This window comes from Acetobacterium carbinolicum, assembly GCF_047456275.1.
GTDB classification, from domain to species: Bacteria; Bacillota; Clostridia; order Eubacteriales; family Eubacteriaceae; genus Acetobacterium; species Acetobacterium carbinolicum.
Genome location: NZ_CP173357.1, coordinates 115,215 through 131,288, shown reverse-complemented (window position 1 = coordinate 131,288; position 16,074 = coordinate 115,215). Strand labels below are relative to the sequence as shown.

At 43.8% G+C, this 16,074-nt stretch carries 14 protein-coding genes and 1 tRNA gene; 6 read left to right on the top strand and 9 right to left on the bottom strand.

Annotated features, from left to right (window positions below):
* Positions 1–54: 54 nt before the first annotated feature.
* Positions 55–1,203, top strand: a complete 1,149-nt coding sequence (locus ACIZ62_RS00625; RefSeq protein ID WP_414151018.1) for a tyrosine-type recombinase/integrase — start codon at positions 55–57, stop codon at positions 1,201–1,203.
* 88 nt (positions 1,204–1,291) lie between these two features.
* On the opposite strand, the gene ACIZ62_RS00620 is transcribed toward ACIZ62_RS00625, so the two are convergent.
* The 4 genes from ACIZ62_RS00620 to ACIZ62_RS00605 all read right to left on the bottom strand — a co-directional run bounded on the left by ACIZ62_RS00620 (position 1,292) and on the right by ACIZ62_RS00605 (position 4,936).
* Positions 1,292–1,381, bottom strand: a tRNA-Ser gene (locus tag ACIZ62_RS00620).
* Between the two features lie 208 nt (positions 1,382–1,589).
* On the bottom strand, positions 1,590–3,545 hold the full coding sequence (locus tag ACIZ62_RS00615; protein ID WP_414151017.1) for a CotH kinase family protein: 1,956 nt from the start codon (positions 3,543–3,545) through the stop codon (positions 1,590–1,592).
* A gap of 14 nt (positions 3,546–3,559) precedes the next feature.
* Positions 3,560–4,231 carry a DUF4956 domain-containing protein gene (locus tag ACIZ62_RS00610; protein ID WP_111888447.1) on the bottom strand — a complete coding sequence of 224 codons (672 nt, stop codon included), beginning with the start codon at positions 4,229–4,231 and terminating at the stop codon, positions 3,560–3,562.
* Between the two features lie 30 nt (positions 4,232–4,261).
* Positions 4,262–4,936, bottom strand: coding sequence for a polyphosphate polymerase domain-containing protein (locus ACIZ62_RS00605; RefSeq protein ID WP_111888448.1), 675 nt, complete (start codon positions 4,934–4,936; stop codon positions 4,262–4,264).
* A 160-nt stretch (positions 4,937–5,096) separates the two neighbouring features.
* Between ACIZ62_RS00605 and ACIZ62_RS00600 the strand changes: the two genes are divergently transcribed.
* Positions 5,097–5,771 (top strand): response regulator transcription factor, encoded by a 675-nt coding sequence (locus ACIZ62_RS00600; protein WP_111888449.1) that lies wholly within the window; start codon positions 5,097–5,099, stop codon positions 5,769–5,771.
* A gap of 12 nt (positions 5,772–5,783) precedes the next feature.
* Complete coding sequence (locus tag ACIZ62_RS00595; RefSeq protein WP_414151016.1) at positions 5,784–6,998, top strand: sensor histidine kinase; 1,215 nt, start codon at positions 5,784–5,786, stop codon at positions 6,996–6,998.
* A 106-nt stretch (positions 6,999–7,104) separates the two neighbouring features.
* Here ACIZ62_RS00595 and ACIZ62_RS00590 read toward each other — a convergent pair whose 3' ends face one another.
* Positions 7,105–9,195 carry an HD domain-containing phosphohydrolase gene (locus ACIZ62_RS00590; protein WP_414151015.1) on the bottom strand — a complete coding sequence of 697 codons (2,091 nt, stop codon included), beginning with the start codon at positions 9,193–9,195 and terminating at the stop codon, positions 7,105–7,107.
* 316 nt (positions 9,196–9,511) lie between these two features.
* Complete coding sequence (locus tag ACIZ62_RS00585) at positions 9,512–10,186, bottom strand: NAD(P)H-dependent oxidoreductase (RefSeq protein ID WP_322519221.1); 675 nt, start codon at positions 10,184–10,186, stop codon at positions 9,512–9,514.
* Between the two features lie 195 nt (positions 10,187–10,381).
* Here ACIZ62_RS00585 and ACIZ62_RS00580 point away from each other — a divergent pair, with 195 nt between their 5' ends.
* Genes ACIZ62_RS00580 through ACIZ62_RS00570 form a run of 3 tightly spaced genes read left to right on the top strand, consistent with a single transcriptional unit; the run spans position 10,382 to position 12,884 of the window.
* Entirely contained in the window at positions 10,382–11,272 is an 891-nt protein-coding gene (locus ACIZ62_RS00580; RefSeq protein ID WP_414151014.1) for an ABC transporter ATP-binding protein, read from the top strand.
* A complete protein-coding gene (locus tag ACIZ62_RS00575) occupies positions 11,269–12,066 on the top strand; it encodes an ABC transporter permease subunit (RefSeq protein ID WP_414151013.1) in 798 nt (265 codons plus the stop codon). Before ACIZ62_RS00580 ends, ACIZ62_RS00575 begins: the two co-directional genes overlap by 4 nt.
* Positions 12,067–12,086: 20 nt before the next feature.
* Positions 12,087–12,884 (top strand): ABC transporter permease subunit, encoded by a 798-nt coding sequence (locus ACIZ62_RS00570; protein ID WP_111888454.1) that lies wholly within the window; start codon positions 12,087–12,089, stop codon positions 12,882–12,884.
* A 174-nt stretch (positions 12,885–13,058) separates the two neighbouring features.
* Here ACIZ62_RS00570 and ACIZ62_RS00565 read toward each other — a convergent pair whose 3' ends face one another.
* From ACIZ62_RS00565 to ACIZ62_RS00555, 3 genes are read right to left on the bottom strand one after another with little or no spacing between them, the layout of a single operon-like run.
* A complete protein-coding gene (locus ACIZ62_RS00565) occupies positions 13,059–14,126 on the bottom strand; it encodes an ABC transporter substrate-binding protein (protein WP_414151012.1) in 1,068 nt (355 codons plus the stop codon).
* A gap of 49 nt (positions 14,127–14,175) precedes the next feature.
* Positions 14,176–14,967 carry an ABC transporter ATP-binding protein gene (locus tag ACIZ62_RS00560; protein ID WP_414151011.1) on the bottom strand — a complete coding sequence of 264 codons (792 nt, stop codon included), beginning with the start codon at positions 14,965–14,967 and terminating at the stop codon, positions 14,176–14,178.
* Positions 14,964–16,037 (bottom strand): FecCD family ABC transporter permease, encoded by a 1,074-nt coding sequence (locus ACIZ62_RS00555; RefSeq protein WP_242988487.1) that lies wholly within the window; start codon positions 16,035–16,037, stop codon positions 14,964–14,966. The genes ACIZ62_RS00560 and ACIZ62_RS00555 overlap by 4 nt, the downstream gene beginning before the upstream one ends.
* Between the last annotated feature and the right edge of the window lie 37 nt (positions 16,038–16,074).

Genomic DNA, 16,074 nt, shown 5'->3' with positions numbered 1-16,074 from the left:
CGGATGTACATACCATGCACTTTAGAATTAGTTTTAAGAAAGGAACTATTCTCAATGGCAAAGAAAAAGGAAACACGTAACGCTCACGGCTCCGGCACCATTCGCCAACGGCCTGATGGAAGATGGGAAGCACGCTATGTAGCCGGGCATGATCCAGGCACTGGAAAGCCTGACCGTAAATCAATTTACGGTTCCACACAACAGGAAGTCAGAAAGCAGCTTAACGCCATCACGGTGTCTATTGATAATGGTGAATACAAAGAACCGTCCAAATTGACCGTTAAAGACTGGCTTGAAATCTGGATCAAAGATTATATTCTAAATCTGAAACCACTTACACTAAAATCATATAACACCCAAATTAATAATCACATCATTCCTGCCCTGGGTAAAGTCAAATTGTGCAAATTAGCACCGCATCACATCCAGAAATTTTATAATGGTCTTAATGATAAATATTCAGCCAAAACGATCAAGAATATTCACGGCGTTCTACACAAAGGTTTAAAACAGGCTGTTGATTTAGGCTATATCAAGACGAACCCCACCGAAGCCTGCAAATTACCCAAGGTAGTCAAGACCCAAATAACGCCCATGGACAAAGACATTATCCCGGTCTTTCTGGAAGCCATAAAAGGGCACCAGTTTGAAAAAATATATACAATGGATCTGTTCACTGGGTTACGTCAATCAGAAGCCATTGGGTTAACCTGGGATTGTGTGGACTTTGATGCCGGTACTATATTTGTATATCGGCAATATCAGAAATTAAAAGGCGGTTATCAGTGGGCTACCCTTAAAAATGGAAAGACACGGCTCATAAAACCGGCAAATTTTGTGATGGATATCTTGAAAGCTGAAAAGATAAAACAGGCCGAAAACAGGCTAAGAGCTGGTTCAGCGTGGGAAAATCCAGAGAACTTTATATTTACTAATCCGCTGGGAACTCATATCAAACATGAAACACTGTCAAAAAATTATAAAAAAATTGTGGTCATGATGGGGCTACCTGATCTGCGGTTTCATGATATGCGTCATACATTTGCGGTCATATCTCTACAGGCCGGTGATGATATTAAAACCGTCCAAGAGAACCTCGGTCACCACTCCGCAGCCTTTACAATGGACACCTATGCACATGTCACAGATGCCATGAGAAAAGCCAGTTCTGAACGTATGGATTCCTTCATTAAAAATCTCTAAGGGGTCAACTTAGGGGTCAAAGCAGTTTTCAGGCATAAAAAAACAACCTATAAAAGGCTGTATCATGCGATTTCTTAATTAATTTTGGTGGCGGAGAGAGAGGGATTCGAACCCTCGGTACGCTTACACGTACACACGCTTTCCAGGCGTGCTCCTTCGACCACTCAGACATCTCTCCTCAGGTAGAACAAAAAACGATTCAAATTTTTCATGCTTACTGATTATACGGCAGACCGAGATAAAAGTCAATCATTTCTTTGCACCTCCATTTTTTTCGCCAATTGATATAAATCACCGGTTAAAGTTCTTAAAAAGCGGCGCTTTCCCAATGGTAACCGCCGCTTTTTAGTGTTTGTTAATCTGTCAGTTTTCTAACCCGTATCTGCTTATCGTTTGTAAAGTTTTGTCGCCAGAATGCCCAAAACCAACAGCAGACAAGAGCCGCCTAGCAGTATCAGGGTCCACAGATTATCATTTGTTGTTGTCGCACCATTGGGATTAAAGCGATTATTTTGCTGGCCGTCCGCATTGGCTGGGGTGGTTTGTCCCGCCCCGGTCTGATCCCCGGCAACAGTTGTTGATTCCGTGTCCGCTCCTGGTTGGTTGGCCGGTTTTTCCATTTCCACATCACCGTCGGATTGGTTTGGGGGTTGACCTTTGGCCGACTGCCAATTGGTCTCCGTTGGTGTCTGACTTGTTACATCGGCACTTGCTGTTGATTCTACACTTTGATCGGTCGGTACTGAGATACCCCTGGCCATCCCGCCGCCCATACTGCTACCCATTGCAGAAACATCCAGACTGCTGGCATCGATTAGAGTAGCCGGCTGGACAGTCTGGCCGCCGGTGGTTGCAGGAATACTGCCATCCAACTGACCGCTAATACTCTGGGCCCGAAGATCACAAAACTGTTCTAGTACTGAAACCCCTTCCTGATACTCTTGGTAGGTACAAAAAGCCGTAGGGTCTTCTTTTACATATTCGGAGATCAGAGCCACGGCGGCATCGATGGTCTCACTACATTGCCCGCTGTCAAAGTAACCGGAGATAAATTCTGCAAAATATTGGTGATATTGCTCCAGGTATTCTTCATTCGAGAGCAGTTGATTAAGCAGCGGCCGCTCTTCCATAGTGGTGCCGGATACCGGGGTATCGATGGGATAATTCACCAAGGCTGTGGCTTCATCGGTACTGACCGCTGTTGCCGTCATGTTGCCGCCACCCATTCCACCCATGAAGTTACTAAAAGCCAGATTATAATCCCAGGGGATCACCGATAGCTGGCCATCCACTTCCCGGAGGTAATAATTGTGCTTCATACTGCCGGTATAGCTGTCAAAATTGTCGACAAAATTATGGACCACAAAGTACTTAAGCACCGCTTCCACATCCACCACTGCTTCTAAGTTTTCGCTGGCATTAAGCTGTTTGATGGCTTCAATCAGACGCTTTTTGTCACTGGTGGTAACATCAAAGACAGCCCCTGCCCAGATATTTTCATAACTGGACAAGTCATCATCTGAATAAATCAAAGCCACATCATCCCCTGAGAACCCACCCATGTTCCCCATCTGAGTCATATCTGGCATCTCGGTCATGTCTGGCATCTGGCTCATATCCACCATTTCCCGGTCCCCATCTGTTCCCTGGGGCATTTCCGGCATATTGGTCATGTCCGGCCTCTCGCCACCACCCATTTCTCCACCGCCAACTTGCATACTGTCGGGTTTATAAATATTACTATCGTCCGACCCGTAGTTTCGCTGGGCAAAAGCTTCTTCCACCCCTTCCACCGCCAGATAGAGTCCAAAGTATTCACCATTTATGGATACTTTCACAAAACTGGTCAGGGGTGCATCCACGCCCATATATTCCATCATGTCAAAGCAGAGATAATCCTTTAAATAGGTGTTGTCTGAGATAATATTGTTCAGGTTCAGCTTATCCAGTCCGTGATAACTCAGGCTATCGTTATATTTGTCAAAATCAATTTTAAAACTGTAACGCTCCGAATCGCTGGCCGCCACACTAGACAAAGATGAATTACCTTTTGGTCGGATGGCCACATTGCTCAGGGTTTCGCCATCAATGGTGACATCACAGATCTGATCGACTTCATCGGTTGCATTTTCTTGGAGATTGTTCCAGTCTGTTTCGCTTATTACTACATCAATGGTATGAACCTCGCTGTCATCAAATAATTCTGTCTCATAGCTCAGATCAACACTACTCCCGGCGGTAATCCCCACGCTTTCACCAAAATATGAGAAAACAATACCGATGATCAGGGTGATGATGCCAATGATTATGCAAATCCGTTCAATATTCTTGTGATCTGCCAATGCCGTCACCTCACTTAATTCATAAATTCGCCGTTATAACTGACCAGCACGGCATGGTTGACATGATCCATCTCAACCACGTCGTTGATAAAATCGGTGTTGTCATTTTTCAGCCGCACTTCAATATTCAGTTCAACGCCTTCTTTGGACACCGTTTTATTTTTGATAATGCTCTTGGTAACGCTGTCGGCAATGAATTTTTTCACCGCTTCTTCGGCGTTCCGATCACTACAGTTAACCACCACAATATAAGGCAGCTCATTGGGTTTGCGATTGACAAACACCAGCAAGATAAGCCCAATCAGCACCGAACCAAGAATAGCCAGGGGAATCATTCCGGCTGACAACACAATCCCGGCGGCAATGGACCAGAAAACAAAGGCAATATCCAGGGGTTCTTTAACGGCGGTTCGGAATCGGACGATCGAAAGCGCCCCAACCATCCCCAATGACAGCACCACATTACTGGTAATGGCCAGCATCACAAAGGTGGTGATCATACATAGGGCGATCAGAGTTACCCCAAAACCGGATGAGTACATGACCCCTTTATAGGTCTTTTTATGCACAAGATAAACAAACACTCCGATGCCAAAGGCCAGAATCATCGCCATGGCAATGTCGATCATCGATACCGATGTGACGTTTTCCAGAAAATTAGATTTGAAAATATCATTAAATGTCATTTAGTTACTCCCTCTTAGTTTAATAATTTATCAGCTATAAATCCGGCTGGCCGCATATTTAGAAAAAGCCGTTTGCCGGCGGCCATCCAGTTGAATGATATTGGCAATGACCTCCGGGATAAACTGGTCGTACTTCACCTCCAGCAGAATCTGCTGATCCCCGGTGGCGACGGTGGGTAGATCGGGGTTGAACAAATCAGTACTGAACAAACCGGTGCGAATATCCCGGTCAATGGTGATCCGAACGTTTCCCGGCCTGTAAACAAAAGCCTCCCGATTATAATCGACAATGGTCTTGGGCTTAAGCTGTCCCGATTTCATTTTGGAGTAAAACTCCACCACCAGGGGCTCCTCACTTTTAGCCATCCAATCGGTGTCGTGGTCCAGGATGGCGGCGGCCTGATGCTTTGTGATCGTAGCTTTGATCTTTAAACAAAGACCATTGATCTTGCTTTTCTTTTCCAAGTTGATAAAGTTAAAATCCTTGTTGTAACAGCGAATCCTGAATTTCTCCCGGCGATTGATCCCGCTGATCTTGTCCTGTAGGGCAACATCGCGGTAATTATCAAAATACAGACTGCGGATCTGGTATTTGCCATCTTCATTGGTGTTTAAATCCGGCTGCATCACTGCTTTTAATTTGCTGCGCAGAATCAGATAGTCTAAATAATTGATGTCATGTTTGTGTTCATGCCTGAATTGCATGGGGCACCTCCTTGTTTTGATTTAACACGTTCTTAACATTGCATATCATAGTTTTGTTAGCTTGAATAAAGATTGAACCCAGAATCTTTTAAGCTGAAGTTCAAGCTTGATTCAATAAATAATGCTATAATTGTTAAGAGTGGAAGAGGTGTTGTTAAGAATGCGACTATTACTGGTAGAAGATGAATGGGGACTGGTGGAAGCCCTGAAAGCTATTTTTACAAAAGAAAACTATTGTGTGGATATTCGCATGGACGGTGAAAGCGGTCTGGATTATGCCCTGACGGGTATCTACGATCTGATTATTCTGGATATTATGCTGCCCCGGAAAGACGGCATGACGATTCTAAAGGAACTGCGGCAGGCTAAAATCAAAACTCCGGTTTTAATGCTGACCGCCAAAACCGAACTGGAGGATAAAATTGCCGGGTTGGATTGGGGCGCCGATGACTATCTGACCAAACCCTTTCAAACTGGTGAACTGCTGGCCCGGATTCGGGCTGTTACCCGACGAAAAGGTGAAGTGATCATCGACGATCCTCACTGGGGCGACTTAACCTTGCGGCAGAAGACCCGGGAGATTATTTGTGGTAGTGCTTCAGTAAAGCTTGGTTTAAAGGAGTTTTTGCTGTTGGAAACCCTGATGATCAACTCCCGTCAGATCGTTTCCAAGGAACAGCTCATCGAAAAGGTTTGGGGTTTTGACAACGAAGCTGAATATAACAATGTCGAAGTCTATATTTCGTTTCTGCGAAAAAAAATCAGTTTTGTGGGATCTCAGGTGCAGATCAAGGTTAACCGGGGTATCGGTTATTTTCTGGAAATGACGAAGTGAGTGTAAACCAAGATGATCAAAAAACTAAAAATTCGCTTTGTCGCCACCATTATGATTATTCTGTCCCTGGTTTTTTTATTAATTATTGGCTCCATCAATTATTTCAACTACCAGTCCAGTGAACGTCAAAGCATGGCCCTGTTATCAGCCCTGGCCGAAAATGATGGGATGGCTCCTCGTGAGACCCCGATGGTGTCCGGATCATCAGATCATCCTCCCCCGGATGTATTTGAACGGGAAAAAACCTTTTCGGTTAAGGTTAACCCGGCTACTAACCTCTTTTCTGTCAACGGCAGCACCAATACCAGTCTGGAATCCGCAGAAGTCCTGGAGCTGGCAAATCAGATGCTTAATAAGAACAAAGCTTCCGGCACCCTGAGCGGTTATCGGTATCTGATTGTTGAAAAACCCTATGGCCAACTGCTGGTCTTTGTCGATCAGCGGATTTCTAATGCCTTGGCTGATCGGCTTCTAACCACCTCGCTGATCATTGGCAGTATTACCCTGTTTGTGCTTTTCTTTGTTTCGCTTTTTCTGGCCAACCTGATGGTTAAGCCGGTGGAAGAAGCCTTTGAAAAACAGAAGCGCTTTATTTCCGATGCCAGTCATGAACTAAAAACCCCGCTCTCAGTCATCAGTGTCAATGCCGATGTACTGGAAGGGGACATTGGCGCAAACAAGTATCTTTCTCACATTCAATCCGAGTCAATCCGGATGAATACCCTGGTGAATAGTCTTCTCACCCTGGCCCGGCTGGACTCCAGCAAACCCATCGGTGTTTATTCACCTTTTGATTTAAGCAACGCCGTGGAAAGCATTGCCTTAACCTTTGAAAGCATCGCTTTTGAGGAACACAAAAACTACACCCTTAAGATTACAGACGGTATTTCCTATCTTGGTGATGCGAATAAAATCAAACAGGTCGTTGCCATCCTAATTGACAATGCCATTAAAAATGCCGACGATGACGGACTTGTTGAACTCATCCTCAAGCGAGTTGGTGATACGATTCATCTTGAAGTGTTCAATACCGGTGCCGGTATTCCCGAAGATCAGCAGGATAAAATTTTTCAGCGTTTCTACCGCTACGATGCGTCCCGTTCCAAGGCTACCGGGGGCTATGGGCTGGGACTGGCCATTGCTAAATCGATTGTTGACGAACATCAGGGAACGATTCGGGTAAGCAGCGAGGTTGGTTCCTGGGTTCGGTTTACTGTCATCCTCTAAACGATCTGCCCCTAAAAAAGAGCGTTTAAAAAGCCATCCGGGTTTTAACTCCGATGGCTTTTTACTCTTTTAACTGAAATGACTAAAACAGAATAACTGGGCTATACTAACTGGGAATATTTTTAATCATATTGATAAATTCCCGTTTGATTTCCGGATCAAAACGCCCCTCGATTTTTTCCAGATGGATCAGTGGATGTTGATTCTTCTCCAGGGCTTCCCCTTCTTTTGCAGAGAGCAACCGATCATAATAATTGGCAACCGCAACCACTCTTGCCAAAAAAGGGATTTCTTCGCCTTTTAGCCCTTTAGGATAGCCACTGCCGTCCCATCTTTCGTGATGGTGGAGTACCGCATCGGCCAGGGACATGGTATCATCAAAGGCATTAAGAATCCGATACCCCATAATCGGGTGCTTCTTGATTTCAGATATTTCTTCCGCGGTGCGCTCACTATTTTCCTCCAATAAATCTTTATGTAAAACAATCTTGCCGATATCATGGAAATAACCGGCCAATTTCATCCGTCTGATTTTTACATGAGGAAGTTCCATGGTCACACCCAAATCATGACACCATTGACTGACCCGCTGGGCATGTTCTTCTTCCTGGGGGCAGTCACTTTGCAGGGTTGTAATGATCGAATCCAGGGTTGAACTTTTAAAGTCATCCCGTTCTAAAATCTTAGCGGCATACATTTTTTCTTCGGCGGAATCCAGACACTCCATGATACTCTGATCCACTGATGTTTTAACATCACAGCCCAGGGAAATATTTCCTTTGATAACCTGTACCCCATCTCGGGCAAACTCGGTTTTAATCCGCTTTTTAATCTGTTTTGCCTGCTCAACGGTGGTTTTAGGCAGTAGGATAACAAATTCATCCCCACCCCACCGGGCGATAATATCATCCGCCCGACAGACCCTGCGCATCACTTCGGCAATTTTTTTAAGAAATACATCGCCATGGGCGTGACCAAAAATATCATTGGTCAATTTTAAGCCGTTCACATCGCCCATAATAATCGAAATCGGCAGGTTTTTTTCAATATCCAGCCTCAATAACTCTTCTTCCAGAAAGCGGCGGTTATAAAGTCCGGTCAGGGCATCATGAAAGCTTAAATATTCAATTTCTTTGCGCTGCTCATTTTTCTCCGAAACATCACGAAATACTAAAACAATGCCAACGGTTTCGCCCTTTTCGTTCTTGATTGGCGCCGCACTATCTTCCAGATGAAAGACCGAGCCGTCTTTTGCCGTTAGCACCGCATGGTTTCTCAACTCCTGGGTCTGATCGGTTTTCATTGCCGTAAAAATAGGGTCAATAATCTCCTGGCGGTGGTCTTCATGGGACAAAACAAAAACCTCGGTATAGTGTTTTCCCCGGGCTTCTTCATCGGCCCAACCGGTCAGCTGCTGAGCCACCTGATTGAGCATTTCTATCTTACCGGCGGGATCGACCACCATTACGCCATCCCCAATCGAGATCAGGGTCTGAAAGTATTTGCTGCGTTCTTCAAACAGTTTTTTTTGCATAATCCGTCTTTCCAGATTGGTCAATACACCGTTCATCAGCACCGTCATTTCATCCACATCATTATCATCATAGCGGTCTTCTTTACCTGCGAAGCCAACGGTGGCTTTGATTTTTTCATCAATAAAAATGGGAATGGCGATAAAATTACCGGCAATTTTCTGACCCCCAGGAAATTCCTGTCCGGCTGATGGCTCAACAACCGCGATGTTTAAAATAATGGGTTTTCTCTGACGAACCGCTTCACCCCATACCCCCGCTTCTTCTAATCGATAGATTAGCTTTGGCACTTCCACCTCTTGAATCATTCCTTTTGACCAGGTCTTTAGAGTGAATTCCTGTTTTTTTTCATTATAAAAGCAGATATAACCAACCTTACTTTCCGTCAGTTTCAGGGCTTCGTGTAAAACGTAATCCAGTTGCTTTTTTTCATTTCTGAAATTTTTACTCAATACATTAACCAGAATCTTATTTCGAAAAAGCATTTTCTCCTGCTTTTTGATCAGTTTTTCTTGATCTGTTTTACCTCGGCTATCCTTGCTGCTTCTCGTCTCCTCATTCGATTTCTGCAATTTTTTATTACTTCGAACTAATAACACAGCAAGTGTTCCCACTGCACTAAATAGTCCCAGTATCAATAGCATACTCGCCGCTGCTGGTTCCATTCTTTTATCTCCTTTTCCAACCTGTTTACCCATGCTTTGAGCCCTAAAGAAGCGGTAAAATGATCATTTTTCATTTGTAATGGTTTACTTTTTGTTCTTAATTTCATCATTATATAACATAACTAAATAGATTCCTATTTTTTTATCTCAAAACTCACTTTTTTTATTGCCCTAAGTAATAATAGTCCCTCCCCGAAAAGTCTGTGCGCCTTGCGCTCAGTTCCTACTTGTCGAGAAGCGACTTTTACTTTTTGATCATTTGTTTATTATTAAACCTTTGCCTCACGGTCAGTTGTGAATAATGATTGGTTTACTTTTAGTCAATGGTTTCCAGAATTTCTTCTATTTTTCTTCTTGTTTTAGGACGATGGTCTCTATTTTTGTAACCAAAGGCAATCATGCAGGACAACCCAAAATGGACCGGGTCAAGAATGCCTTCTTTAACCAGAACCGCTTCCACCTTTTCAGTATTAAAGCCTTCCATGGGGGTAGAATCGACTCCCAGCATGGCGGCAGCGGTTAGCATATTTGCGAGTGGAATGTAGGTTTGTTTGCCGGCCCAGTCGAAAAAGGCCCGATCATTTCCGACGATTTTCAGATCGTCCGCCTGAAAGCTCGCCAGCTTATTTTTTCGCGCCTGTCTCAAATCGTCGCTAAAATGCTGGATATCGTTCATTATATACTCCACGTAGTCGGAGTCCGGTTGGAGATCAACGGATTTTCTGGCCAGAATCAGGACGAAATGACTGGCTCCATCCAAACTGACCTCCGCACCCCAGGCGAAGGGCTTAATTTTCTCGCGGATCACCCGGTTATTCAGTAACACAAATTTCCAGGGTTCCAGCCCCATTGAGCTGGGCGACAGCCGCGCCGCCTCCATAATCACCGTAAAATCTTCATCACTAACTTTTTTATCGGCATCGTAACCCTTGCAGGTATAACGATTATTAAATATATTCAGAATCAGGTCTCTTGTTTCTTCCTTTTTCAACGTACTCGCCTCCTGTTTTTTATCTTTTGTTTTTAGCTATTTTTTTTATATTCCCCCGGAACAGGACTTCTAACAAAAATATTCGTTTTTTTGCTGATCTTCCCCTTTCCTGCTGCTGTTTATTTTCTCTGTATTCGGGTAAACTAATAAAATCCTAGTAATTTATCTGATTAAACGTGAAAGAAGGGGATCTGCATGAATATAATTGAAATCAATCAGTTGACAAAATATTATGGAAAACATCGAGGCATCGAAAATGTATCCTTTTCTGTGGAAGAAGGTGAGATCTTCGGTTTCATTGGTCCCAACGGAGCTGGTAAATCTACCACGATTCGGGCCCTGCTATCGCTGATTCATCCGACCAGCGGTTCGGCTACAATTTTCGGTAAGGACTGTATTAAGTACGGCAATGAAATTCGCCGGGACATTGGCTACCTGCCTTCAGAGGTTTTTTATTATGAACATATGAAGGTTCGCGAAGTGCTCAATTATTCGGCCAGCTTTTATGAAAATGTGGACTACCGACGGATCGAAAGTTTGGCTGAAGTCATGGATCTTGATTTAAATAAGCGCATTGACGACCTGTCCTACGGAAACAAAAAGAAAGTTGGCATTATTCAGGGACTGCTCCATGAACCCAAACTGATTATTCTGGATGAACCTACCGGAGGTCTGGACCCACTGATGCAACAGAAATTTTTTGACCTGATCCAGGCGGAAAACCAGAACGGTGCCACGGTTTTATTCTCCTCTCACATTCTTTCTGAGGTTCAAAAGCTGTGCGGCCGAGTTGCCATCATCAAGGACGGCACCATTGTTCGCGTCGAAAATATCCGGGATATGCAAAAGCACAATTATAAAAAATTCACCCTGGATTATAAGGGAATTATTGACGTGCACCACTTTAACCTGGAAGGGGTTACCAATTTAACGGTCAGCGAGAACACCCTCCATTTTTTATTTAAAGGGGATATTAATCGCATAATTGAGCGGCTTCAGGGACAGAACCTTTTAAATCTACTGGTTGAGGAACCCAGTCTTGAGGAAATTTTTATGCACTATTACCAGAAGGAGGAGCTGCCATGAACATCCTAAAACAGGAGTTGCGGATGGGCCGAAACGCACTGGTCATCTGGTGTATCTCGCTAATTGGAATTTTAAGCCTTTTTATGCTGCTTTATCCGTCTATTTCCGGCCAATTGGAAGAATTTGAGAAGGTTTTTCACAGCCTCCCCATTGAATTTCAACAAGCGGCAGGGGTTGCCGACCTGGATCTTTCCAGCATCCTGAGTTTTTATCAATTTGCCCTGACCTATGTTTTGCTGGCCGGTGCCATCCAGGCCATGAACCTCGGCGTTTCGGTTATTTCTGCTGAAGTCCGGGAAAAAACCGGAGACTTTTTATTTGTCAAACCAGTCAGCCGAAACCGGGTGATTTCCATGAAAATCCTGGCCGTGCTGGTTCAGATTCTGATTACCAATTCCGTCGTTTTTACAACCGCTCTGATTCTGGTGACCGTGCTTGGCACTGAATCCTATGATTTTAAACTCTTTACCCTGGTTACCCTGAGTTTACTCTTTCTTCAGGTTTTCTTTGCCAGCCTGGGGCTCTTTGTGTCCGTTTTCTTAAGACGAATCCGAACCGTTTTACCCATTAGTATGGGCGTGGTCATTATTTTTTATATTATCCACCTGCTTAATGAAACATTAAAAGATGTAACGCTTGGACTGGTGTCACCTTTTGACTATTTTAATCTCTCGGAAATAACCAAAAGCATGAACTACGATTCACTGAATTTACTGTTATGGTTTGTTTTGGTGGGGCTGTTTATCTTCTTAACCTATAAGCTTTTTGCCAGAAAAGATTTACCATCGATCTAACCCAAAAGGAGGCATAACCAATGAATGTGTTTAAAAAAGAAATGAAAGCCAATCTTAAGTCGTTGATCATCTGGGGCTGTGCCCAGGTTTTTATTATCTTTGCCGGAATGATGAAATATCAGGGATTTGCCGATTCCAAGGTGGACATCAATGCCCTGTTTGATGCTTTTCCCAAAGAGATAATGGTCGTTTTTGGTCTCGGCTCGGTGGATATCAGTAAGGTTGCCGGATATTATTCGGTCTTCTTTCTCTACTTTATGCTACTGGCTGCTGTCCATGCCGTAATGTTTGGGGCAGTCGTGGTATCCAAGGAAGAACGGGATCACTGTGCTGATTTTATTTATACCAAACCAATTCGCCGATTTCAGGTGATCAGCCCCAAGCTGCTCGCCGGCGTTGTCAATATTCTGATATTTAACATGGTGACCTTTGCCGCTTCGGTTTTTTTCATTGCTCAGCACAACAATGGCGATGGCTTAATTGACAAGGTTTCCCTCACGATGCTGGCACTTTTTATGCTCCAGCTATTCTTTCTCGCTTTGGGAGCCATGTTTGGTGCCATTTTAAAAAATACCAAAAGAGCAACCGCTGTCGCATCCGGCCTGGTCATGGGTTTCTTTCTCTTATCGGTGGTTGTTGATTTATATGATAAGCTGGCGTTTCTTACGATCTTTACGCCTTTTAAGTATTTTGAAGGGGCCGCTTTGATGATCAATGATCAGCTTTCCTTTAACTCTGCCGCAATTTTACTGACCGTTACCCTGATTTTTTTCGGTTTAACTTTTGTGGCCTTTAGTAGGCGGGATTTAGCCACCTAATATTTCGCTTTCAGGACATTAAAAAAGGGATCATGCAAAATAGCGTATCACCCTCCGCCTTTGCATGATCCCTTCTTTACACAACATAAATTAGTCGTCTGAGCCTTTATCCAAGTGTCTCAAAACGCTGAATGATTTAAAACATCGATTGCCTTCCTTCAAAAACAAACCTGCCTATTTGGAACTCCCAGCCAAAACTATCATGATTTCCTCAGGGGAAATATCATAGCCATAGTAGCTCTTAAAGAAATCCGAAACGACCTGTTTCATATCAGTATCTGCAAACAAATCCGGATACATAATCGTTCCCAGCCACAATGGCAACATGGCGCCTTCCCCACTTCTTACTGACCAGTTATAAACACCATAAGGGCAAACGTAAACCTTCTGGTTTTTAACAGCAGCAACATCAGCCAGCGTAGGATCACTCAAAATTGCGTCTTTTGCCGATTTGGTAAAGGCCATAATCACCTGCGGGTTCCAGGCTACAATTTGTTCCGTGTTAACGGATAAGCCGGTACCGGAAGTGGTATTGGTATAATCTTTAGCCACATTAATCCCGCCGGCGGACTCAAAGTATTCATTGCAAATATCTTGTCCATTGATGGTTGAATAGGCTCCTCCTGCATAGCGAAGACTCATAATGGTTACCTTATTTGCAGGATCAACCTTAGCCGTCAGTTTCTCTGCTTTTTCAATATTTCCCTGATAATAATCAACGAAGTCCTGCGCTTTTTTGACGCCATCTTCGCCAAAAATTTCACCGATAATCTTAAATGACTCGCACATTCCCTCAACATTTTTTATATTATTAATGGCAACAAAGGGGATCTTGGCCTGGTCAAGCTGCGCTACTTGCTCATCTGAATAAACGCTGTCTGGTCCATAAACAACCTGGGTACCTGAAGCAATAACACCTTCGATGGAACCCGTATCATAATTATTCGAATTACTTTCAAGATAATCCGGGAATACGGTTTTAAAGTAATCTGAAATATTATCCGTTGCGGCAGCTGAAATCATCCCCGGTCCCCCGACAATTTCAGTCATTTGCGCAAATGCACCAATCGCCGGAGCGGCTTTGGTAATTTGCGCTGGAATTTCAATTTCTACCCCTTCGCTATTGGTAACCATTCGGGTGCTGGAAACCGTACTTGATGCTCCAACACTACAGCCTCCAAGGCAAAGCGAAATGACTACCGCCATAACAACAACGGTACTTAACCATCTTTTTCTTTTCATTTTATTTCCTTCTTTCTTTGTTAATTGATGCGGCAATATTATTGCCACATCAATATGGTTTACTCTCAAATATTGGCTGACAAAAGCTAAAGGACTGGTCCTGATATTGATCTTCTAAGATGGCGATATGAACACCATAGGTATCCGTCAGCGTGGTTTCGCTGAGAATATCCGATACGTGTCCCACCAGATAGCGTTTGTCTTGCATCATTAATACCACCTTGGCATTACATTGAAAAACATGGTCTGGTGAATGCGTGGTCATGATAACGCCTAACCCCTGCTTGGCTAAATCCTTAATATTTTGAATAACCTTTACCTGGTTGCCAAAATCAAGATTGGAGGTCGGCTCATCCATCATTAAAAAAACCGGTTCTTGTGCCAAAGCTCTGGCAATGAGAACCATTTGCCGTTCACCACCACTAAGTTCGGTGTATTTTCGGTTTTTAAGATCAGCGATCTCCAGCCGCTCCAAAAGCTTGGACACAAAGTCATAATCTTTTTTACCCGGCGATCCAAAGGCATCCATGTGGGCTGTTCTGCCCATTACGACCACGTCCATCACTGTATAGGCAAACGGCGGGGTATGCGATTGCGGGACATAACCAATCAGCCTGGCGTAATCCTTTTTTGAATAGCTGTAAATATCCTGGTCATTAATTGTAATGGTGCCTTTTTTAATCGGCAGGAATCGTAGAATTGTCTTAAAGAGGGTTGTCTTTCCAATCCCATTGGGTCCCAGCAAACAAAAAATTTCTCCCGATTCGATGGTTGCTGAAAAATCGTTGACGATAATTTTCTCACCATAGCTGCATTGCAAGTGGTTCAATTCAAGCTTCATGACCAATCACGTCTTCCCTTAAATAACATATAAATGAACAAGGGCGCACCAATCAGGGCGGTTAAAATCCCGATTGGCAGCTCGCCGGGAACAATTAAACGGGCGACATTATCCACAATCAGCATAAACAAGCCCCCACTGAGTAAGGTGATTGGCAGAAGCACCTTGTAATTGGGTCCCACCAGCATACGCGTTATATGTGGCATGATTAATCCGACCCAGCCTATTGCTCCACAAAGACAAACAGAAGATGCGGTTAACAGCGATGCACAACAAATAATGGCTAATCGCGTTTTTCTGACATCAATTCCCAATGATTGGGCTTCTTCATCACCAAAAGTCAGAACATTCATTTGCCAACGATACAATAAGAGGGGTATCCCTCCAATAATCAGCACCAAACCCATAATTAAAATATTCTGATAGCTGCCCGATCGGGCAAAGCTGCCCATCAGCCAGAAGGTGATTTCGGGCAGTTTATCATCAGCATCAGCCAGATATTTAATCAATGATGTTAATGCTGAAAAAATAGACGAAATAACCACCCCAGAAAGAACCATAATCAAGAGGGTGCCCTGACTTTTCCCGACCAATTTTGAAAGCACTAACACCAAAGATACTGCGCCAATGCCAAACAAGAATGATAATAGATGTACCCCAATTGTTGGAAATCCCAATAATAAAGCAATCGCGGCACCGACGCCAGCACCTCCGGCAACACCCAGAATATCTGGTGATACCATTGGATTTTTGAATACACCCTGATAGGCCGCCCCGGAGGCCGACAGTGCGGCTCCCACTAATAACGCCAATATAATTCTGGGAATTCGAATTAAAAATAATACTGTCGCGGCTTTTTGATCTGCGGCATCTAGTGGGCGTTGAGTGATCTGGCTGATGAATAAATCCCTGATTTGATCGAGAGGAATACTATACTCCCCGAACGATAGCGAAATGCCCGCAACCAGAATGATAGTTACAATCAAGACTATACCGATAATCCAATTTTTTTGAGCGGACCAATCGATTTGGAATAGCCGGGCTTTTTTTTGTACCGCAGTATCTTTCAAAAAACACCTCCATAAGATTCCCTATGTATCCGGCCCT